This window comes from Lentzea sp. NEAU-D7 (assembly GCF_026242055.1).
Taxonomy (GTDB): Bacteria; Actinomycetota; Actinomycetes; order Mycobacteriales; family Pseudonocardiaceae; genus Lentzea.
On the sequence record NZ_JAPJDL010000015.1, the window covers coordinates 192,336 to 212,200 of the forward strand.

20 protein-coding genes, 1 tRNA gene and 1 other RNA gene are annotated in these 19,865 nt (G+C 70.2%); 18 read left to right on the forward strand and 4 right to left on the reverse strand.

The window, feature by feature from the left end; translation table 11 throughout:
* Positions 1 to 50 precede the first annotated feature (50 nt).
* Both ORI60_RS28225 and ORI60_RS28230 read left to right on the forward strand, forming a co-directional pair.
* Complete coding sequence (locus ORI60_RS28225; protein ID WP_266041025.1) at positions 51 to 725, forward strand: DUF2306 domain-containing protein; 675 nt, start codon at positions 51 to 53, stop codon at positions 723 to 725.
* Entirely contained in the window at positions 722 to 1,708 is a 987-nt protein-coding gene (locus tag ORI60_RS28230) for an NAD(P)-dependent alcohol dehydrogenase (RefSeq protein WP_266041026.1), read from the forward strand. Before ORI60_RS28225 ends, ORI60_RS28230 begins: the two co-directional genes overlap by 4 nt.
* 102 nt (positions 1,709 to 1,810) lie before the next feature.
* On the opposite strand, the gene ORI60_RS28235 is transcribed toward ORI60_RS28230, so the two are convergent.
* A tRNA-Leu gene (locus ORI60_RS28235) sits at positions 1,811 to 1,896 on the reverse strand.
* Between the two features lie 65 nt (positions 1,897 to 1,961).
* On the opposite strand from ORI60_RS28235, the gene ORI60_RS28240 reads away from it, so the two are divergent.
* Complete coding sequence (locus ORI60_RS28240; protein WP_266041067.1) at positions 1,962 to 3,041, forward strand: bifunctional RNase H/acid phosphatase; 1,080 nt, start codon at positions 1,962 to 1,964, stop codon at positions 3,039 to 3,041.
* 13 nt (positions 3,042 to 3,054) lie between these two features.
* On the opposite strand, the gene ORI60_RS28245 is transcribed toward ORI60_RS28240, so the two are convergent.
* Entirely contained in the window at positions 3,055 to 3,576 is a 522-nt protein-coding gene (locus tag ORI60_RS28245; protein WP_266041027.1) for an NAD(P)H-dependent oxidoreductase, read from the reverse strand.
* Between the two features lie 174 nt (positions 3,577 to 3,750).
* Here ORI60_RS28245 and rnpB point away from each other — a divergent pair.
* From rnpB to ORI60_RS28260, 3 genes are all read left to right on the forward strand, one after another.
* Positions 3,751 to 4,142: RNase P RNA component class A (gene rnpB / locus ORI60_RS28250), an RNA gene on the forward strand.
* A 17-nt stretch (positions 4,143 to 4,159) separates the two neighbouring features.
* Positions 4,160 to 5,284 (forward strand): threonine synthase, encoded by a 1,125-nt coding sequence (locus tag ORI60_RS28255; protein WP_266041028.1) that lies wholly within the window; start codon positions 4,160 to 4,162, stop codon positions 5,282 to 5,284.
* Between the two features lie 155 nt (positions 5,285 to 5,439).
* Positions 5,440 to 7,023 (forward strand): DUF6345 domain-containing protein, encoded by a 1,584-nt coding sequence (locus ORI60_RS28260; protein ID WP_266041029.1) that lies wholly within the window; start codon positions 5,440 to 5,442, stop codon positions 7,021 to 7,023.
* Between the two features lie 52 nt (positions 7,024 to 7,075).
* On the opposite strand, the gene ORI60_RS28265 is transcribed toward ORI60_RS28260, so the two are convergent.
* Positions 7,076 to 7,339, reverse strand: coding sequence for a hypothetical protein (locus ORI60_RS28265; protein ID WP_266041030.1), 264 nt, complete (start codon positions 7,337 to 7,339; stop codon positions 7,076 to 7,078).
* Between the two features lie 425 nt (positions 7,340 to 7,764).
* On the opposite strand from ORI60_RS28265, the gene ORI60_RS28270 reads away from it, so the two are divergent.
* From ORI60_RS28270 to ORI60_RS28325, 12 genes are read left to right on the forward strand one after another with little or no spacing between them, the layout of a single operon-like run.
* Positions 7,765 to 8,043 carry a hypothetical protein gene (locus ORI60_RS28270; protein WP_266041031.1) on the forward strand — a complete coding sequence of 93 codons (279 nt, stop codon included), beginning with the start codon at positions 7,765 to 7,767 and terminating at the stop codon, positions 8,041 to 8,043.
* Between the two features lie 3 nt (positions 8,044 to 8,046).
* Positions 8,047 to 8,523, forward strand: coding sequence for a hypothetical protein (locus ORI60_RS28275; RefSeq protein WP_266041032.1), 477 nt, complete (start codon positions 8,047 to 8,049; stop codon positions 8,521 to 8,523).
* Complete coding sequence (locus ORI60_RS28280; protein ID WP_416234500.1) at positions 8,498 to 11,359, forward strand: ATP-binding protein; 2,862 nt, start codon at positions 8,498 to 8,500, stop codon at positions 11,357 to 11,359. Before ORI60_RS28275 ends, ORI60_RS28280 begins: the two co-directional genes overlap by 26 nt.
* Positions 11,356 to 13,221: a hypothetical protein gene (locus ORI60_RS28285; RefSeq protein WP_266041033.1), complete on the forward strand. Its 1,866-nt coding sequence runs from the start codon at positions 11,356 to 11,358 to the stop codon at positions 13,219 to 13,221. The genes ORI60_RS28280 and ORI60_RS28285 overlap by 4 nt, the downstream gene beginning before the upstream one ends.
* A gap of 12 nt (positions 13,222 to 13,233) precedes the next feature.
* A complete protein-coding gene (locus ORI60_RS28290; protein WP_266041034.1) occupies positions 13,234 to 13,827 on the forward strand; it encodes a hypothetical protein in 594 nt (197 codons plus the stop codon).
* A gap of 3 nt (positions 13,828 to 13,830) precedes the next feature.
* Positions 13,831 to 14,832 (forward strand): C40 family peptidase, encoded by a 1,002-nt coding sequence (locus ORI60_RS28295; RefSeq protein ID WP_266041035.1) that lies wholly within the window; start codon positions 13,831 to 13,833, stop codon positions 14,830 to 14,832.
* An 18-nt stretch (positions 14,833 to 14,850) separates the two neighbouring features.
* A complete protein-coding gene (locus ORI60_RS28300; RefSeq protein ID WP_266041036.1) occupies positions 14,851 to 15,324 on the forward strand; it encodes a hypothetical protein in 474 nt (157 codons plus the stop codon).
* Positions 15,321 to 15,515: a hypothetical protein gene (locus ORI60_RS28305; protein ID WP_030481005.1), complete on the forward strand. Its 195-nt coding sequence runs from the start codon at positions 15,321 to 15,323 to the stop codon at positions 15,513 to 15,515. Before ORI60_RS28300 ends, ORI60_RS28305 begins: the two co-directional genes overlap by 4 nt.
* 24 nt (positions 15,516 to 15,539) lie before the next feature.
* Positions 15,540 to 16,949: an RNB domain-containing ribonuclease gene (locus tag ORI60_RS28310; RefSeq protein WP_266041037.1), complete on the forward strand. Its 1,410-nt coding sequence runs from the start codon at positions 15,540 to 15,542 to the stop codon at positions 16,947 to 16,949.
* A 60-nt stretch (positions 16,950 to 17,009) separates the two neighbouring features.
* Complete coding sequence (gene npdG, locus ORI60_RS28315; RefSeq protein ID WP_266041038.1) at positions 17,010 to 17,675, forward strand: NADPH-dependent F420 reductase; 666 nt, start codon at positions 17,010 to 17,012, stop codon at positions 17,673 to 17,675.
* Positions 17,675 to 18,436, forward strand: coding sequence for a helical backbone metal receptor (locus tag ORI60_RS28320; protein ID WP_266041039.1), 762 nt, complete (start codon positions 17,675 to 17,677; stop codon positions 18,434 to 18,436). The genes npdG and ORI60_RS28320 overlap by 1 nt, the downstream gene beginning before the upstream one ends.
* Before the next feature lie 50 nt (positions 18,437 to 18,486).
* Entirely contained in the window at positions 18,487 to 18,912 is a 426-nt protein-coding gene (locus tag ORI60_RS28325; RefSeq protein WP_266041040.1) for an RICIN domain-containing protein, read from the forward strand.
* Here ORI60_RS28325 and pip read toward each other — a convergent pair.
* Positions 18,909 to 19,850: a prolyl aminopeptidase gene (gene pip, locus ORI60_RS28330; RefSeq protein WP_266041041.1), complete on the reverse strand. Its 942-nt coding sequence runs from the start codon at positions 19,848 to 19,850 to the stop codon at positions 18,909 to 18,911. The two genes, ORI60_RS28325 and pip, sit on opposite strands and share 4 nt — an antisense overlap.
* Positions 19,851 to 19,865 lie beyond the last annotated feature (15 nt).

Genomic DNA, 19,865 nt, shown 5'->3' on the forward strand with positions numbered 1-19,865 from the left:
GGCCCAAGTGCCGATGAGGTGACACCACCTCGCGGGCCACGATCTTGTGCATGACCTCCTCCGCCAAGCTGGACAAGCTCATCCCGGCCGCGATCATCCTGTTCAGCGTCATCCCGGTGCTCGGTGGCGCCCTCCGGCTGGCCGAGCTGGGCGGAGGCGCGGAGATCACACCGGACAACGCGAGGTTCTTCGCCTCGCCCGTGCCCGTGGTGCTGCACGCCGTCACCGTCAGCGTGTACTCCGTCCTCGGCGCCTTCCAGTTCGCTCCCGGCTTCCGCCGCCGCAGACGGGGATGGCACCGGATGGCGGGAAGACTGCTGGTCCTTTGTGGACTCCTCGGCGCGCTGTCCGGTCTGTGGATGACCGTGTTCTACCCGAAACCCGATGACGTCGGCGCTCTGCTCACAGGCATCCGGCTGGTGGTCGGCACGGCGTGGACGGTGTCCCTCGTCCTGGGGTTCACCGCCATCCGCCGCCGCGACGTCGCCGGGCACCGAGCCTGGATGATCCGCGGTTTCGCGATCGGCCTCGGCGCCGGCACCCAGGCGGTGGTGCTGACCGCGTGGCTCGTGGCCGTCGGAGAACCCGACCGGCTCAGCAACGCGCTGCTGATGCTCGCCGCCTGGCTCATCAACCTCGCCGTCGCGGAGTGGATCATCCGCCGCCGCCCGGCGTCACCCACCCGTCCGGCCCGCGCCGGACTCGCACTGGAGGAGACCCGATGAAGGCAGTCGTCCAGGACCGGTACGGATCGCCGGACGTGCTGGAGTTCCGCGACGTGGAACCGCCGGCGGCCTCCGGCAACGAGGTGCTCGTGCGGGTGCACGCGGCCTCGGTCAACGCCTACGACTGGCACATGATGCGCGGAGACCCCTACCTGGCAAGGCTCACCGGGATCGGGGTCACTGCTCCCAGGAACAAGATCCGCGGCCGCGACTTCGCGGGCAGGGTCGAGGCGGTGGGCAGGGACGTGCGGCGCTTCCGGCCCGGCGACGAGGTGTACGGCGACCTGGGCACCGCCGACGGAGCGTTCGCCGAGTACGTGTGCGTGTCCGAGGACCTCGTCGAGGCCAAGCCCGCCACCCTGACGTTCGAGCAGGCCGCCGCGACACCCCTGGCCGGGCACACCGCGCTGAAGGGCCTGCGGGACGCGGGAAACCTCCAGCCGGGACAGCACGTCCTGGTCAACGGGGCGTCCGGAGGCGTGGGCACGTTCGCCGTGCAGATCGCGAAGTCCTTCGGCGCCTCCGTGACCGGCGTGTGCAGCACGAGGAACGTCGAGCTGGTCACGTCACTCGGCGCGGACCACGTCATCGACTACACCGCGGACGACTTCACCAGGGACGGCACCCGCTACGACCTCGTCCTCGACCTGGTCGGCAACCACTCGCTGACCGCGTTGCGGCGCGCCCTCAAGCCCGGCGGGACGATCGTGCTGTCCGGCGGAGGAGTGTCGAGCGGCGGCAGCCTCGTCGGCCCCATGTGGCTGATCATCAGGGCGAAGCTGCTGGCCCCGTTCTTCCGCGACCGCCTGCTGGTGCTCACCACGACGTCCGACCGCGAGGTCCTCGCGGATCTGCGGCACCTCGCCGAGTCGGGAGCCTTCATCCCGGTCGTCGACCGCACGTACTCACTGGACGAGGTGCCCGAGGCCATCCGCTACGTGGAGACCGAGCACGCCCGCGCGAAGGTCGTCATCACCATGTGACCGTGACGCCGGCAGGTGCCGCGATCACGCCGAGTCGGACCGAAGCACGACAACGCGGAAGAGGCCGTCTGATCGACGACCTCTTCCGCGTGTGGTTAACACTGGTGTCCGAGGGGGGACTTGAACCCCCACGCCCTTTCGGGCACTAGCACCTCAAGCTAGCGCGTCTGCCATTCCGCCACCCAGACTGATGTGAACAGAATACAGGGCGTCCGGAGGGGCCTGAACGCGGGGCTACGATCGGCCCGTGAAGGTGATCGTCGAGGCTGATGGCGGCTCCCGGGGCAACCCCGGTCCGGCCGGGTACGGCGCGGTCGTGCGCGACAAGCTCAGCGGTGAGACGCTGGCCGAGCGCAAGGGGTTCATCGGCGTCGCCACCAACAACGTGGCCGAGTACCAGGGGCTCATCGCCGGGCTCAGGGCCGCGCGGGAGTTGAACGCCGAGACCGTCGACGTGCGGATGGACTCCAAGCTCGTCGTCGAGCAGATGTCCGGGCGCTGGAAGATCAAGCACCCCTCGATGCAGCCCCTCGCCAGGGAGGCGCAGGAGGTCGCGCGCGACTTCCAGAAGGTCACGTACGAGTGGATCCCGCGTGAGCGCAACCGGCAGGCGGACAGGCTGGCGAACGAGGCCATGGACGACGAGGCCAAGCCCCAAGAGCCTCAACAGCCCCAGGAGGCCGAAGGCGCCAAGCAGCCGCACTGGAGTGGTGCGGCGGGCGAGCCCACGCGGCTGGTCCTGCTGCGGCACGGGCAGACCAGGCTGTCGGTCGACCGGCGCTACTCGGGGCGGGGCGACCACCCGCTGACGGAGCTCGGGCTGGAGCAGGCGGAGAAGGCCGCGGCGCGACTGTCCAAGATGGACGGCATCGCCGGTGTCATCTCGTCACCGCTGCAGCGGGCGCAGCAGACCGCCCGGAAACTCGCGGACAAGATCGGGCTCGAGGTCGTCACGCACCAGGGGCTCGTCGAGACGGACTTCGGCAGCTGGGAGGGGCTGACGTTCGCCGAGGCGAGCAAGCAGGACCCCGAGGTGCACCGCAGGTGGCTGGGCGACACGTCCGTGAAGCCGCCGGGCGGCGAGAGCTTCGACGAGGTCCACGCGCGGGTGCGCAAGGCGCGCACGGACATCATCTCGCGGTACGGCGGCAAGACGCTGGTGCTGGTCAGCCACGTCACGCCGATCAAGACGTTGCTCCGCCAGGCGCTGGACGTCGGGCCGCAGTTCCTGTTCCGGATGCACCTCGACCTGACGGGCGTCTCGATCGCCGAGTTCTACCCGGACGGGCACGCGTCGGTGAAGCTCGTCAACGACACCTCGCACCTCGGCTGAGGCCGCGTGAGCGTCAGCCGGCCTTGCGCAGCCGGGGCGTCAGCGCCGTCGTGAACCGGTCGGTCGCGGCCTCCAGCGCCGCGGCCGCGCCGGCGGTTCCGACGTTCTGGTCCAGCACGAACTCGCCGCGCACCACCTGGTCCGCGCCCTTGGCCGCGAGCAACGGGTGCAGCGCGTAGTCCATCGCCACCAGGAACCCCTGGCTGCCGCCCGTTGCCAGCGGCAGCACCGCCCGCCCGCGCAACGCCTTCTTCGGCAGCAGGTCGAGCAACGCCTTCACCAGCCCGCTGTAGGCCGCGCGGTACACCGGCGAGGCGACGACCAGGCCGTCCGCGGCCAGCACGCCGCTCACGGCCGCCGCGATCTCCGGGTCCCGAAGGTCCTCGGTGAGCAGCGACAACGTGGGCAGCGACCGCACGTCGAGCAACGACACCCGGTGCCCGGCGGCCCGCAGCTGTTCCTCCACGAACGACACGACGACACCGGTCGGCGCGGAGTGGGACGGCGCACCGGAGATGATCAGCAGATCGGACATGACGAGGCACTCCCTGAGGTCGCGGCTACGAAGAACGCACTCAGAGGCGGCAACACAGGCTTGCTGCCACGCGGCCGTAGTCGACGTGGCGACGTCGTGTCATGGCTGAAGTCAACCAACGTCCGCACCGGTGGACAACCGGTTCCAGCCCCTGGGATATCCTCGGGAAGCGGATGAGTCGGCAGGGCGGCCGCGGCAGGAGACTGTCGAGGAAAGTCCGGACTCCACAGGGCAGGGTGGTTGTTAACGGCAACCAGGGGCGACCCTCGGGACAGTGCCACAGAGAACAGACCGCCTCGGCGAAAGCCGCGGTAAGGGTGAAACGGTGGTGTAAGAGACCACCAGCGCCCCAGGTGACTGGGGCGGCTAGGTAAACCCCACCCGGAGCAAGGCCAAGAGGGCACCGGATCGCGAGTGATGGTGCTGCGCGAGCGTTCGAGGGCTGCCCGCCCGATGCTCGCGGGTAGGCCGCTAGAGCCTGTCGGCAACGGCAGGCCCAGATGGATGGCCGCCGACTGGGACCTCGGTCCCATGAACAGGATCCGGCTTACATGCCGGCTCATCCGCCTGTATGCATGAAGTCATGCTCTCGCATCTGGAATGCGCCCGTTGCGGCCGCGAACACGACGCCGACGCGGTCCAGAACCTCTGCCACGAGTGCGCCTCGCCGTTGCTGGCCCGCTACGACCTCGCGCGCGTGGCCCGTCCGACCAGCGAGAACTCGCTGTGGCGCTACCGCGACGTCCTCCCCGTCCGCGACCCGGACCCGGCGTTCAGCCTCGGCGAGGGCATGACGCCGCTGGTGCCGTTGCCCGCGCTGAGCCGGGCGCTGGACGCGAACGTGCTGATGAAGGACGAGTCGCTCGTCCCGACCGGTTCGTTCAAGGCCCGAGGCGCGGCCGTCGGCGTGGCGAGGGCCAGGGAGCTCGGCATCGAGGGCATCAAGATGCCGACCAACGGCAACGCGGGCGCGGCCTGGGCCCTGTACGCGGCCCGCGCCGGCATGCGCAGCGTCATCGCGATGCCCGAGGACGCCCCGCTGATCACCCGCGAGGAGGTCGAGGCGAGCGGCGCCGAGCTGCGGATCGTGCCGGGCACCATCGCCGACGCGGGCAAGGCCATCGCGGACGTCGACCTCTTCGACGCCTCCACGCTGCGGGAGCCCTACCGCATCGAGGGCAAGAAGACGATGGGCTACGAGATCGTCGAGCAGCTCGGCTGGCGCGTGCCCGACGTCATCGTCTACCCGACCGGCGGCGGGGTCGGCCTCATCGGGATCCACAAGGCGCTGCTGGAGATGCGCGAGCTCGGCTGGATCTCCGGCGACCTGCCCCGGCTCGTCGCCGTCCAGTCCACCGGGTGCGCGCCGGTCGTCCGGGCGTTCGAGGCGGGCGAGGCGGAGTCGGTGTTCTGGCACGACGCCTACACCAGCGCGTTCGGCATCAACGTGCCGAAACCCCTGGGGGACTTCATCATCCTGCGGGCCATCAGGGAGACCGGCGGCACGGCGCTGGCGGTGACCGACGAGCAGATCGCCGCCGACCGCGCCGAATGCGCCCGTCTCGAAGGCGTGTTCCTCTGCCCGGAAGGCGCCGCGACGATCAGCGCGGTCAGGGCGTTGCGCGAGGAAGGCTGGCTTTCGGCGAGCGACGAAGTGGTCGTGCTGAACACCGGAGCGGGCATCAAGTACCCAACTGTCCGCCTCTAGATCCTGCTCTGCCCCAAGGGTGTTACAGAATTTCGGCCGTTCGAGTGGCGCGCCCGCCACAACTGGCCACTCCCGGTATCACCGCCACCAGCGCCCGATCCTCCTGTCAGACGGCCGGCCCCTGCAGCCGGCCGTCCCCAAGGGAGGGAAGACACATGCAACGCAAGCTGACGGTGGTGCTGGCCCTGTCCAGCCTCGTCACCGCTGGAGCCGTCGGGGTCGCGACCGCGGACACCGCGGAGCTGCCCGTCTACGGGGTGAAGAGCTCCGGTCTCGACCAGGAGCAGGCGCAGAAGCTGCAACGGGCCTTCGGCCTCAAGGACGTCCAGAGATCCGAGGCCGGCGCGGTGTCCTTCGCGGACGAGCAGCGCTACCAGTACCTGCCGACCGTCGACAAAGGACAGGGCAGGCCGGACGAGGACGGCAACGCCACCACGCAGACCGCGCTCGACACCGAGGCGATCAAGCGCATCAAGACCATCCCCGCCGACGAGGCCGCCAAGCGCGCGCAGGAAGGCCTGAGGGCAGCGGGTGTGCTGCCGGCCAACGCGACACCGAGCGCGCAGCACACGACGTTCGAACTCTCGGACGTCAACGGGCGCAACGCACTCACGGCGAACCTCGACACGAGCGTCTCGTACACGTTCCAGCTCGGCGGCCTTCCGCTGGAGGGCGAGGGCGCGAACATCCGCGTCTCGTTCGACGCGCAGGGCGTGACGGCGGTCAGCCACGCCGCCCGCACCTACGGCGAGGCCGGCACGGTCAAGGTGAACGACCTCGCGTACGGCGCCGAGCTGTGCCGGAAGTACCTGGGCGCCTCGGTGAAGCCCGACGTGAGCTACGTCTACGTGGCCCCGCCGCTGGAGGAGAAGGTCGACAGGATCGAACCCTCCTTCCGCTGCTCCGGCCGCAACGACGACGGCGGCGCGCCGCAGGCCGTCACCCTGCCCGCCGCGGTCGGCGCCGAGCTGCCGCAGCCGGGACCGGGCCAGGAGCCCCGTCCGGACGCCCAGTTCAAGAGCCAGGGACTCGGCACCCAGGTCGGCAGCGAGGGCACCGGCAACTGCTCCGGCCTGCCGAACACCGCGGCCAACATCGGCACGTTCAACACCGAGGCGGGCAACCACGGCATCACCCGCGACTTCAGCTGGCTCGACGGCAACGCGTGGGAGAGCGACTTCAAGGACCCGGTGTTCGCGGGCGGTGACGACACCAACTGGGCCGACGACGTCGACCTCACCTACTGGCAGGGCCACGGCTCCGGCACCGGCTTCTACTTCACCGGCTGCTCGAACCACACCGACGGCAAGCTCGCGAACACCGACGCGCGCTGGGGCCAGAACGACGTCGAGTGGATGAGCCTGTTCACCTGCCTGGTGCTCGAGGACAGCACCGGCGGCCAGACCTGGGCGCAGCGCTGGGGTCAGGCGTTCCGCGGCCTGCACCAGATCAACAGCTTCACGACCGTCAGCTACAACTCGGCCAACCACGGCGGCAAGTTCGGTCACTACATGTGGCGCTCGCCGTTCCTGTGGTGGAACAACCCGATGAAGGTCCGCGACGCGTGGGCGCAGGCCAGCATCGACACCCAGCCCGCGTCCGTCCGCTGGGCGAGCATGGGCCCGGTCACCTCGACGGGTGCGCTCGGCAACTACAACGACTACTTCTGGGGCAAGGGCTCCGTCGGCCCCGACTACGCCTCGACCGGCCTGTTCTGGCGGATCTCCGGCGCCTCCTAGGCGCGGCGGCCGCACCTTCGACGAAGCCCGGTGACCTCGCGGTCGCCGGGCTTCACCGGTTCGCCGGGCGCCCCGAAGGCATCCGCAGCACCGGCCGGAACGGCTCCCCGTCGTTGTAGAGATCCTCCAACTCGGTCACGTAGGCCAGCACCGCGGGATTCACGATGTCGGCCAGCGACCGCACCCCTGCCTGGGGCTCGTAGGAGGCGAGGTAGGTGGCCGCCGCGCGTGCCCGTTCGAGCACCGACCGGTCGAAGTTGATCGTCCTTTGGACCCGGCGCCGGGATTGCGTGCTCTGCCCGGTAGGCTCGTCCACGCCTGGAGCACTAGGGGAGGCTGTGATTCCGTCCACACTTCCGTCCGGCACGAGGTCAGGTTCGAGCATGGGCGAGTCTCCTCGGAGTCGTCGCTCCGGACCACGCCCGCCATGCTGGTCGAACGGGTCGCGAACCGGCCGGTCAGCGCATTCACATGGTTGTACACGTGCGCATGTTTAAGACGCACGCACTGTGGGTGACCAGGGCGTTCGCAGTCGGGTGAACCTTGCCAGCGACGGAGAGAATCTCGAGCCCGGTGTTCCCCACTGACGTCTCCTCAGTGATGATGTGTCGGCCAGATTAGACGTAATTCCTCGCAGGGGGAACGGCCAGATGATCTACAGCCCGCAGCAACAGCCCCACACGTCGTGACGAACTCGTGTTCTACTCGTAGCGCAAGCCCCAGCGCACTCTGGAGTAAGAAATGACCGCCATGGACCTGGTGACACTCGCTCAGCAGCAGCCGACGGTGCCGGGCACAGGCAACGTCCGTGACTGGATCCTGGGCAACATCGTTCCACTGCTGCTGCTGACCGTCGCACTCCTGCTGCTGTGGCTCGGCGGAGGCAAAGGCGACAACGCGGGTGTCATGCGCCGCCTCGGTGGTGTGATCGTCGCACTGGCCATCATCGGCCTCGCGGTCACGACAGACGCCGGGGCGAACATCGGCAAGTGGCTCGCCGGCTTGTTCGTCGGAGGCTGATCCGTGCGGGTCCGCACCGACGACGAGGTCTACCGGGTCGACGCCGTCTGGCTCGGTCCGCCCAAAGCGACTTTCCCCTGGCGCGCGCGATACGTCGCGTGGGGCGTCGGGATCGTCGTGTTCCTCGTCGTACTCACGATCGAGCGCCAGATGGGCATCGGGTTCGGGTTCTTCTCGACCGCGTGGGCCCTCGTCGCGACGATCATCCTCACCCGGTTCATCACCCAGCGGATCAGCCATGAGCGGCCCCTCACGGCCGTCATGTCGATGTGGGTCCGCGAGCTCACCGCACCTCGAGAGCGCACGGCCAGCACCGGTGGGGCGGCCAGCGCCGCCCGGATCCGGGTCAGTCCGCAGCGGCCTCGTCCCAAGTTGAGCAAGAAACAACAACGACGGGCGAGACAGCAGGCCCAGCCCCGCCGGACGTCAGACAGCCGTAAGAAGGAGGTTCGCGGTGTTCGGACGCCGGCGAGACCGTGACCGTCGCTCCGCCCAGCACATCGCCCAGCACGCCGCGGCCGACCCCCGCGACCGCGACAGGGCCGCCTATTCGAAGCGCGGCCGCCGCCTGCCCGGCGAGCAGGCCGTGCCGAGCTACACGCCGTCGATCGCCGCGAGGAGCATCGACGGTCACCTGCTGCGCACCGGCCAGGAGGTCTACGCCTGGTACCGGCTCGCGCCGCAGCGCTGGTCGTTCCGCAGCGACTCGCAGCGCCAGGACCTGATCGCCGCCATCGCCGGGCAGTACGCCGAGCTGCAGGGCCGCTGGATGCACCTGCGGGTGACCACGAGGCCGTACCCCATCCGCATGTGGGCCGAGGCGCACGTGCACAACGCCGTCAAGCGCCTGCCGGACACCCCCGGCACGCTGTCGTTCGACGACTACATGGTCGGCGAGCAGCAGCAGCTCATGGGCCGCTCGATGGCGGAGAAAGAGGTCTACCTGGGCGTTCAGGTGCAGACCCGCAACATGATGGACCGCGCGGTCGAACGCGCGGCCCCCGTGCTGCGCAAGGTCTTCCCGGACGCCGTCGACGCCGAGCTCGTGGCGCTCGACTCCGAGGTCGAGCACCTCGACCAGGTCATCGGGTCCGCCGGTCTCGAAGGCCGTCCCGCGACGGCCGAGGAGATGTCCTGGCTGATGCACAGGTCGTGCTCGCTGGGCCTGCCCGCGCCGCGCAACATGCCCGCCGTGCCCGGTGCCGCGTGGGAACCGGAGGACCTGGCGTCGTTCACCGACGCCGCGGACTTCCACCAGGAGCCCTACTCGCCGACGGTGACCGTGCGCGGCCGCACCGGCTCCAACGCGGGCATCAAGCGGCACGTCGCGGTCCTGACCGTCGGCCTCATGCACGGCCTGCAGATCCCCGAGGTCGACGACCCGTGGGTGCAGCGCGCGGACCGGCTGCCGGCGTCCGTCGAGTGGTCCGCCCGCATCTACGTGCGCAAACCCGAAGAGGTCTCGGGTGAGCTGTCGCGGCAGATGAGCAAGGTCCGCTCGCAGGTCCGCCACTACACCGACGAGCACGAGCTGGAACCGCCGCAGTCGCTGGCCCGCCAGGCCGGCCGCGTGCTGGAGATCGACGACGAGATGACGTCGGGCTTCACCGCACTGGGCACCCGGGTGCGCTCGTGGTGGCGCCTCGCCGTCTCCGGCCCGACCGAGCGCGAGGCCCTGCGCCTGGCCCAGTCGCTGCTGGAGCTGTACAAGCCGAAGGTCGCCATCGAGCACCCCGAGGCCCAGTACGCGATCGCCCGCGAGTTCATCCCCGGCGAGCCGCTGTCCAGCGGTGCGTACCTGCGGCGCGGCAGCGTGCTGTGGGCCGCGTCCGCCGTCCCCACGGCCACGGCCGAGGTCGGTGACCGGCGCGGCATCCTGCTCGGCGAGACCGTCACGGCCACCCGCCGCCCGGTCGCGTGGGACCCGTGGATGGCGCAGGAGCTCCGGGACGCCTCGGGCCTGACGGCGATGGTCGCGGGCCTGGGCGCCGGCAAGTCGTTCCTCGGCGGCGGCATGGTCTACAAGACCCTGCGGGCCGGCGCGCACTGGACGCTGCTCGACCCGTCCGGTCCGCTGTCCGCGCTGTGCGAACTGCCGGAGCTGCGGCCCTACGCGCGTCCGATCAACCTGCTCAACGCCCAGCCCGGCATCCTCAACCCGTACCGGGTGGTCGCCGAGCCGATGATCGAGCACTTCCTCGACGAGGACGACCCGGAACGGGCCTGGCGCCGGGAGAAGGCCCTCTCGGCCGCGACCCGCCGCCGTCTCGTGCTGGACGTGCTCACCGGCCTGCTGCCGTACGAGGTCGCGCGCCTGCCGCAGACGCGCATCGTGCTGCTGCGCGCGGTCCGCACGGTCGGTGGCCGCTTCGACGCCCACCCCGGTCTCGTCTTCGAGGCGCTGCGCCGGGACGCGTCCGAGCACCACGAGCACGCTGTCGTCGTCGCGGACTTCCTCGACGAGATGCGCGAGCGCATGTCGTTGCTGATCCCCGAGGAGAACCTCGACCCGTACAACGAGGTGCGCGACGACCGCCTCACCGTCCTCACCATGGCCGGCCTCAACCTGCCGAAGGACGGCGTCGGCCGCGAGCACTGGACGGACGCGGAGTCGCTCGGCGTCGAGATGCTGAACCTCGCCGCCTGGCTCACCCAGCGCTCGATCTACGAGAAGCCGAAGGACCAGCGCAAGGGCGTCTGGATCGACGAGGCGTTCTTCCTCTCCGAGGTCCCGACCGGCCGCGTGCTGATGAACCGCTTCGCGCGCGACTCGCGCAAGTGGAACGTCCGCGTGCTGCTCTCGTCGCAGATCCCCGCCGACTTCCTGAAGATCCAGGGCTTCGTGACGCTGCTCGACTCGGTCTTCGTCGGCCGGCTCGACGACGACTCGGCGCAGGCGGACGCGCTGCGGCTGCTCAAGGTGCCGATCGGCGCCGGGTACGAGCAGGTCATCGCCTCGCTCGGCCGCCGTCCCGGTGGCGAGCGCAACGCGACCGAACGCGACCGCGCGCCGCGGCAGTTCATCTTCGGCGACGGCGCCGGTGGTGTGGAGCGGATCCGCATCGACTTCAGCGGCCCGCACCTGGAGCACCTGCGCAACGCCCTCGACACGACCCCCGATGCCAAGCGCGACAACGGCAAGGGCGAGCTCGTGCCGGTGGACGACCCCAACGCGGCCCCGCAGCCGCCCGCCTACGTGCCCGACGAGATCGACGACGAACTGGCGGCGGACATGGAACTAGGCCTGACGGAGGAAGAGGCCCAGCTGGTGGGCCACGGTGACGGCACCAACCGCCGCCGGGACGGCGGCGCATGACGGCGCTGACGATCGTGCTCGCGATCGCCGCCTTGCTCTGGGCAAGGCGGAGGTTCGCGCTGCGCGCGTCAGCACGCACCAGGTCGGTCGGCCTCGTCGCGGCCATCCTGGCGTTGCAGGTGGTCATGGGTGCCCCGATGGCGCACGCCCAATCCTGTGGCGAGGCACCGAACCCGGAACGGCCGGGCGCCGGCATGGTCGGCGCGCTCGACCCGCCCGTCGGCAACGGCCTGCCCGGCTCGCCGTACCTCGACTACGGCTACGCGGGCATGGTCTGGCACAACTACCAGGCCAAGTGCGGTGTCCTGCCGGACGCCAACGCCACGCTCGACACGTGGGCGGGCAACGAGCTCTTCAGCATCGGCAAGAACATCGTCGGCGCCACGAACGCGCTGCATTACACGGTGATGGGCCGCGGCCTGCTCGTGCCGCTGGACGACGCCGTGAAGAACGGCGTGCAGAAGGTCTACGACAACGTCTACCTGCGCTGGTTCGGCCTGGTGGCGCTGCTCCTCGCGATCCTGATGTTCCGGCAGATCTGGACGGGCGACTTCGCCACGATCTCCAAACGCGGGCTCTGGGCGCTCGCGGCCATGTGGCTGGCGACGTCCACATTGGCCTTGCCGCAGTTCTACAACCTCCTCGACAACACGCTGGTCTCCAAGACATCGGAGATCCAGGCGGGGTTCATCGAGGCGCCTGAAGAACAAGGCACGCTCCACGTACTACCGACGAAACTGCACGACGCCGTCGTCTACCAGAGCTGGCTGCGCGGCGCGTTCGGCACGCCGGAGGCACCGCAGGCCGCCGAGTACGGCCCGCGGATCCTGAAGGCGCAGGCGTGGACGACGGCCGAGATCGCCGAGGGCAAGGACGCCGACCAGGCCGCCCTGGACGCCAAGAAGGCCGAGTGGAAGGCCCTGGAGGCCCAGCTCGGCACCGCCAAGGGCTACTTCGACGGCGCCGACGGCAGCCGCACCGGCGCCGGTTTCCTGGCGCTGCTGCAGTCCGTCGCGTTCTCGCTGTTCCAGCTGTTCGCGAAGGCCGCGGTGCTGCTGGCCCAGCTGCTGCTGCGCATCCTGACGCTCGCCGGGCCGCTCATCGGCCTGGTCGCGCTGCTGCACCACGACCTGCTGCGCAAGGTCGCCCGCGCGGCCGCCGTGACGATCTTCAACGTGCTGATCCTCGCGGTCCTCGCGGGTGTGCACGCGTTGCTGCTGCAGGCGATCTTCAACGCGACCGGGCTCTCGCTGCTGACGCGCACGTTGCTCGGCCTGATGCTGACACTCGTGTGCTTCGTGATCGGCAAACCGCTGCGCCGCATGTGGCAGATGGTCGAGATGTCCGTCGGCTCGGCGAGCAACGTCCTGCCGATGAGCGGCGGCGTCTGGTCGAAGATGACGGGCCGCAAGAAGCAGGCGGGCCCGACGCCGCAGGACGAGTTCTGGGAGTCCGTGCGGGAGAACGAGACCGAGGGCGACGAGGTGCCGCAGCGCGGTCGCGGCCGGGTGCGCCCGGAGGCGTCCAACCCGGTCATGGCGACGGCGCAGCGGCTCGACCGCGACTCCGTGCCGGGCCAGATCGTGAGCGGTGGCGACTCGTCGTCGGTGCGAGCGGGCGCGCTGCCCGCGGGATCGGGTCCGGCGGCGCTGCCGGCCGCCCGGTCGCGCGTGGTGGACAGCCCCACGGTCACCGACCGGCAGTGGGACAGGGTCGACGACGCGGTGCTCGTGCCGTCGCGGTCCAGCGCCTACTCCGCACCGGTGCAGGAACCTCGCAGGGCGGAGACGGAAGTGGTGGCAGGGCGTCCAGTGCACGTGATCTACCGGCCTTCGCGCGGCTTCGAAGTCAGGGACAACTGAAGGGAGGCGTAGGTGCCGATCCGTACCAACCGCGGCCGCGCCGCGGTCTACCGCAGGCTGTGGGGATGGCCGCTGCGTTCCCCGCGTCACCTGGCCGCCTCGATCATCATCTTCGTGGTGCTCGTGGTCGCGCTTGGCGTGATCATCCCAAGGGTGCTCGACCGCAAGCCGGTCGACCCGTCCGCGGCGAGCCCGTCCTCGACGTCGTCGCAGGGCACCCAGGTCGGCCAGCTGCCGTCGAGCGGCACCTCGCTGCCGACCAAGGCGCCCGCACCGTCCAACTCGGCGAAGGCGGCACCGCCCGCGGCCGACGCGCAGCTCGTCGCCGAGCTGTGGGCGGAGAACTGGGTCAAGCCGCCACCCGGCAACGACGTCAGCAAGTGGCTCAAGCAGCTGGAGGAGTACACGACCCCCGAGTTCCTCGCGCAGATGGCCACGATCGACCCGAGGAACGTCCCGACGTCGTTCGACAAGGTCAGGGCCGTGAAGTCGACGACGTCCTCCATCGACTTCGAGACCACCACCAGCATCGGCAAGGTGCGCATCACGGCGGTCAAGGCGCCGAACGGCGAGTGGCTCGTCAACAGCTACACGAAGGTGGACTGAGCCATGCGCGTGCTGTTGCTGATCGGGGCGCTGGCGATGATCGTCGTGATCGCGGTCACGACGTCAGGCGTGTCGCAGGTCGTCAGCAATTCCACGAACCCCGCCGCGGGCGCGAACATGATGCGGATGAGCTGCAACGCGGCCATCGGCCCGTGGGACGCGGGCGGCGGCGACAAGGGCCGCCACGACGCGTCGCGTCTCAACGAGGAGCAGCGCAACATCGTCGCGCGCATCATCTCCATCGGCCAGGAGCGCAAGCTGCCGCCGCTCGCGTGGCAGATCGCGATCCAGGCCGGCATGACCGAGTCGGGCCTGCGCCCGTTGAACTACGGCGACCGCGACTCGCTCGGCATCTTCCAGATGCGTCCGTCGATGGGCTGGGGAACACCGGCCGAGGTCACCGACCCGACGTACGCGATCAACAAGTTCTACGACGTGCTGCTGAAGGTGCCGGACTGGGAGAACAGGCGGCCCGGTGACTCGGCGCAGGCCGTGGAGCGCTCGGCGTTCCCGGACCGGTACCACAACTGGGAGGCCATGGCGGCGTTCCTGCTGAGCGAGCTGGGCGCGGTCTCGGACCCGGCGGGCTGCGGCTCGGGCGCGGGGGAGTTCCTGCTGGCGTCGAACGCGGCGGGCATCGCCATCGGGTTCACCAAGGAGCAGCTGGGTGAGCCGTACCTGTGGGGCGGCAACGGCCCGGACGCGTGGGACTGCTCCGGCATCCTGGTCAAGGCGTTCGGCGCGGCCGGCGTGAGCATCCCGCGCGTCGCGAACGACCAGTACGAGAAGGGCGGCGCCCACCTCCCGGTGCGCGACGCCCAGGCAGGCGATCTGATCTTCTGGGCGACGGACACGTCGAACCCCCGTACGGTGCACCACGTGGCCATGTACCTGGGCGGCGACGAGTACATCCACGCCCCCCAGACGGGTGATGTCGTGAAGATCAGCAAGATCAACTGGGACTATTACGAGTTGATGCCGCTGGCCGTCCGGCCGGGCGTGTAGATCGCGGGGAGGCGCTCCATGTTCAACCACGACCCCATCCCGAGGCCTTCCGGACCGCCCGCGTCGAGCACACCAGTGCGTGACTACATGGCGGCCGGAGCACCGGGAGTCTCTGCCGACTACGTGGTGATCCCACGGGCTCTGGCCGAGGCCATGCCGCTGCCGTTCCAGCAGCACCTCGTGCACCTGCTCGCGGACTTCCACCGCACCTACGGCCACCTGAAGTGGCCGGTGTACCGGGTGGTGCCGTCGCGCTACGAGAAGCTCGCCGACCTCGACGAGGAACAGCTGGCCGAGGTGGGCGCCATCATGGAGATCGACTCCGACGGCTCCCTCGTCTACCGCGACCGTTCCGGACGTAAGATCGAGAACGCCGAAGACCGCACGGTGCTGGTCTCGTGTTTGGACCCGATCCCGTCGGAGTACGCCAACGCCAACCAGTCCACGCCGCCGCGGGGATTCCCGGCGCCTTTGGGAGGCGAACGCGTATGAGTGACAGCAGCGGTTGGTACTTCTGCCTGACCCACCAGACCGTGGAGCAGGGCAAGGGCTGCAAGGGCCCGGACCGGATGGGCCCGTACCCGGACGAGGCCACCGCGGCTCGTGCTCTGGAGATCGCCCGCGAACGGACCAAGGCCGCGGACGAGTCCGACAAGAAGTGGCGCGGCGACGACGAGGACTGACTCGTCGGTACATAGGCTGTGCGGGTGGCTTCCCTGGTGATCCGCACGGGTCGTGCGGACGTGTCCTTCGACGGCATCCGCACCGAGTTCGGTCTGCCCTCTTCCTTCGACGCGGCCGTGCTCGCCGAGGCCGAGGCGGCGGTCTCCCGTTCCCCGGGAGACCGCCCCGACCTCACCTCGCTGCCCCTGGTGACGATCGACCCGCCCGGCGCCAAGGACCTGGACCAGGCGCTGTGCGTGCTGAAGTCCGGTGACGGCTTCGTCGTGCACTACGCGATCGCCGACCTGGGCCTGTTCGTGACGCCCGGCGGTCCGCTGGACCTGGAGGTCCGGCGCCGCGGCCAGACCCTGTACCTGCCCGACGGCAACGTTCCCCTGCACCCCACCGTGCTCTCCGAGGGTGCGGCGTCGCTGCTGCCCGGTGTCGTGCGTCCCGCGGTGCTGTGGACGTTCACCTGCGGCGCCGACGGTGTCCCCACAGCTGTCGAGGTGCGCCGGGCGATGGTGCGGTCGACGGCCCAGTTCGACTACGAGTCGGTGCAGAGGTCGTTCGACGCGGGCGATCCGCACCCGTCGGTGGCGGCGCTGGCCGAGTTCGGGCCGTTGCGGCGGGCGCTGGCCCTGCGGCGCGGAGCGATCGAGCTGCAGCTGCCCGAGCAGGAGATCGAGACCGACGGCGACGGCTGGCAGCTGGTCATCCGGCCCCGCGCCGAGGTGGACTCGTGGAACGCGGAGATCTCGCTGATGACCGGCATGGCCGCCGCGTCGATCATGCTGGAGGCCCGCGTGGGCGTCCTGCGCACGCTGCCCGACCCGGACGCCGCCGCCGTGGCCACGCTGCGGAAGTCCGCTGCGGCGCTGAAGGTGGCGTGGCCCGCCGACCTGTCGCCGGGGGCGTTCCTGGCCGGTCTGGACGCTTCCCGGCCGGAGTCGCTGGCGTTGTTCACCGACGCCACGCGGCTGCTGCGCGGTGCGGGCTACTCGGCGTTCAACGGGTCCGTTCCCGAGCTCGTGACGCACGCGGGTGTCGCGGCCCCGTACACCCACGTCACCGCACCCCTGCGCCGCCTGGTCGACCGCTTCGCCACCGAGGTGTGCCTGGCGGTCACGGCCGGGCAGGAGCTGCCGGCCTGGCTGGCCGAGGCCCTGCCGCTGCTGCCGGCGCTGATGGGGTCGTCCGACTCGCTCGCCTCGAAGGTGGAACGGGCGTCGCTCGACCAGGTCGAGGCGTGGGTGCTGGCCGGCCGCGTCGGGCAGGAGTTCGACGCCGTCGTGCTGCGGTCCGGGGACGACGAGGCCGAGGTGTTCGTGTCCGCGCCGCCGATCCTCGCCAAGTGCTCCGGCAGGCGCCTCCCGGAAGGCGAGTCGATCCGCGTGCGCCTGGCCGAGGCGGATCCGGCCGAACGCCGGGTGCGCTTCGAGCACGCGCGCTGAGAAGCGGGCGAAGGTCACGTTGGGCAGCCCGCGTCCGGCAGGTCGTGTGAAGATGCAGGGGTGACAGACATTCGTGACCTCACCGTCGGCGTCCTGGGCGGCACCGGAGCCCAGGGCAAGGGCCTCGCCATCCGCTGGGCCAAGGCGGGCCTCAAGGTGATCATCGGTTCCCGCAGCGCCGACCGGGCCGAGCTGGCGGCCAAGGAGATCGTCGAGATCGCGGGCGGCGACGTCCGGGGCGCGGACAACACCGACTGCGCCGCCGACTCCGACGTCGTGCTGGTCGCGGTGCCGTGGGACGGGCACGGAGATCTGCTCGCCGGTCTGCGCGACCAGCTGGCCGGGAAGATCGTCATCGACTGCGTGAACCCCCTCGGCTTCGACAAGCAGGGCCCGTTCGCCCTGCCGGTCACCGAGGGCAGCGCGGCGCAGCAGGCCGAGCTCCTCCTACCGGAGTCGCGGGTCACCGCCGCGTTCCACCACGTGTCCGCCGTGCTGCTCGCCGACCTGTCGGTGTCCGAAGTGGACATGGACGTCCTGGTGCTGGGCGACGACCGCGAGGCCACCGACACCGTCCGGGAACTGGCCGGGCTCGTGCCCGGCTTCCGCGGCGTCTACGGCGGCCGGCTGCGCAACGCCCACCAGGTCGAGGCGTTCACCGCCAACCTCATCGCGGTCAACCGCCGGTACAAGACCCACGCCGGCCTGAAGATCACGGGAGTCTGATGCTCCCCGTCGACGACCTCGGTGAGCCGGTGGCGCTGGACCAGCCTCGACGCGTGGTCAGCCTGGTGCCGTCGATCACCGAGGCCGTCGCCGCGACCGTGCCCGGATCCCTCGTGGGCGCGACGGACTACTGCACCCACCCGGCCGATCTCGACGTGGCCCGCGTCGGCGGGTCGAAGTACCCGGACGTCGACGAGGTCCTGGCGCTGCGCCCCGAACTCGTGATCGCGAACTCCGAGGAGAACCGCCCGGAGGACGTGGACCGGTTGCGCGCCAACGGCGTCAACGTCTGGGTGACCGAGGCGCCGAAGACGGTCCCGATGGCGCTGGAGTCGCTCAGGAGGTTGTTCGCGCTCGGCTGGGACCTCGTCCCCGAGTGGCTGACCGAGGCCGAAGAGCTGTGGCGCGACACGAAACCCGCGAAGCTCACCGCGGTGGTCCCGGTCTGGCGCCGCCCGTGGGTGGTCGTCGGCCGCGACACCTTCGCCACCGATGTGTTGCGGCGCCTGGGAATCGAGAACGTCTACGCGACGCACGAAGAGCGCTACCCGCGTCCGAGCCTCGACGAGCTCAACGACAAGCGCCCCGACCTCGTGATCCTGCCGGACGAGCCGTACGTGTTCACCCACGAGGACGGCCCGGAGAGCTTCCCCGGCCTGCCCTACGCGCTCGTCAACGGCAGGCACCTGACCTGGTACGGGCCTTCGCTCGTAGAAGCAAAGCCTGCCCTGGAGAGGGCACTGGACTACGGCCAGGGTTGACAACCACGGGTGGATTCGCGCAACCCCGTGCGCTGTCAGGATTCTCGGCCATGGGGAAACTAGCCGCGATCATCGCGACAGCCGCCGCCACCGTCACGCTCACCGCCGTCCCTGCCAGCGCCGACCCCGTCGTCGTCTACCAGCTCGCCGGCAGCACCCGCTGCCTCGCCGACGTGCGCACCGACGTCGTTCTGAAGCCGTGCAACGAACTCGCCGACGACCAGCGCTGGCTCGTCCCGATCAGCGGTGGGGTCGACTGGCCGCACAACATCGCCACCGAGAGGTGTCTGGGTGCGACCGCCGCCGGTGACGTGGTCGGCCAGGCCTGCACCTCGAGCGCCAACCAGCGGTGGCGGCGGGTGCCGACGGGGACCTCGTTCCAGTTCCGCAACGTCGGCACCAACAAGTGCCTCACCGCGCAGGTGACGGTCGCGACCTGCAGCACCTCCAGCTCGAAGTGGAACGGCCTGCGCTAGGGCCTGAACCGATCGGTCGCCGCCAGCAGGGCCGCCAGGATGCCGGGCTCGTCGTACGCGTGCCCGGCATCCGGCACCAGCACCAGTTCCGACTCGGGCCAGGCCTTGTGCAGGTCCCACGCCGACACGGCCGGAGTCGCGATGTCGTACCGCCCCTGCACGATCACGCCCGGGATGTCCTTGAGCCGCACCGCGTCCCGGATCAGCTGCCCCTCCTCGAGCCACCCGCGGTGCACGAAGTAGTGGTTCTCGATCCGCGCGAACGCCAGCGCGTACTCCGGCACGGCGAACTCGGCCACCAGCTCCGGCCGCGGCAGCAAAGTCACCGTCGCGCCCTCCCACGTGCTCCACGCGACGGCGGCGGGCCCGTGCACCTCGGGGTCCTCGGAGGCCAGCAGCTTCGCGTACAGCTCGACGGGATCGCCCGACAGACCGGCCAGCGGCTCCATGAACTTCTCCCACAGGTCCGGGAACAGGTTCGCCGCCCCGCCGCGGTAGTACCAGTCCACTTCGGACGAGCGCAGCGTGAAGATGCCGCGCAGCACCAGTTCCGACACGCGCGAGGGGTGCGTCTCGGCGTACGCGAGCGCCAGCGTCGAGCCCCAGGAGCCGCCGAAGACCTGCCAGCGGTCGATCCCGAGCGACGAGCGCAGCTTCTCCATGTCGGTCACGAGGTGCCAGGTCGTGTTCAGCGACAGGTCACCGGACACGGACGCGTGCGGCACCGAACGCCCGCACCCGCGCTGGTCGAACAGGACGATCCGGTAGGCCGACGGGTCGAAGAGGCGCCGGTGCGACGGCGAACAGCCGCCGCCGGGACCGCCGTGCAGGAAGACCACGGGCTTGCCGGACGGGTTGCCGCACTCCTCCCAGTACACGAGGTTGCCGTCACCGGTTTCCAGGTGGCCTGACGCGTGGGGCTCGATCTCCGGGTACATGGGCCTATCGTCGAG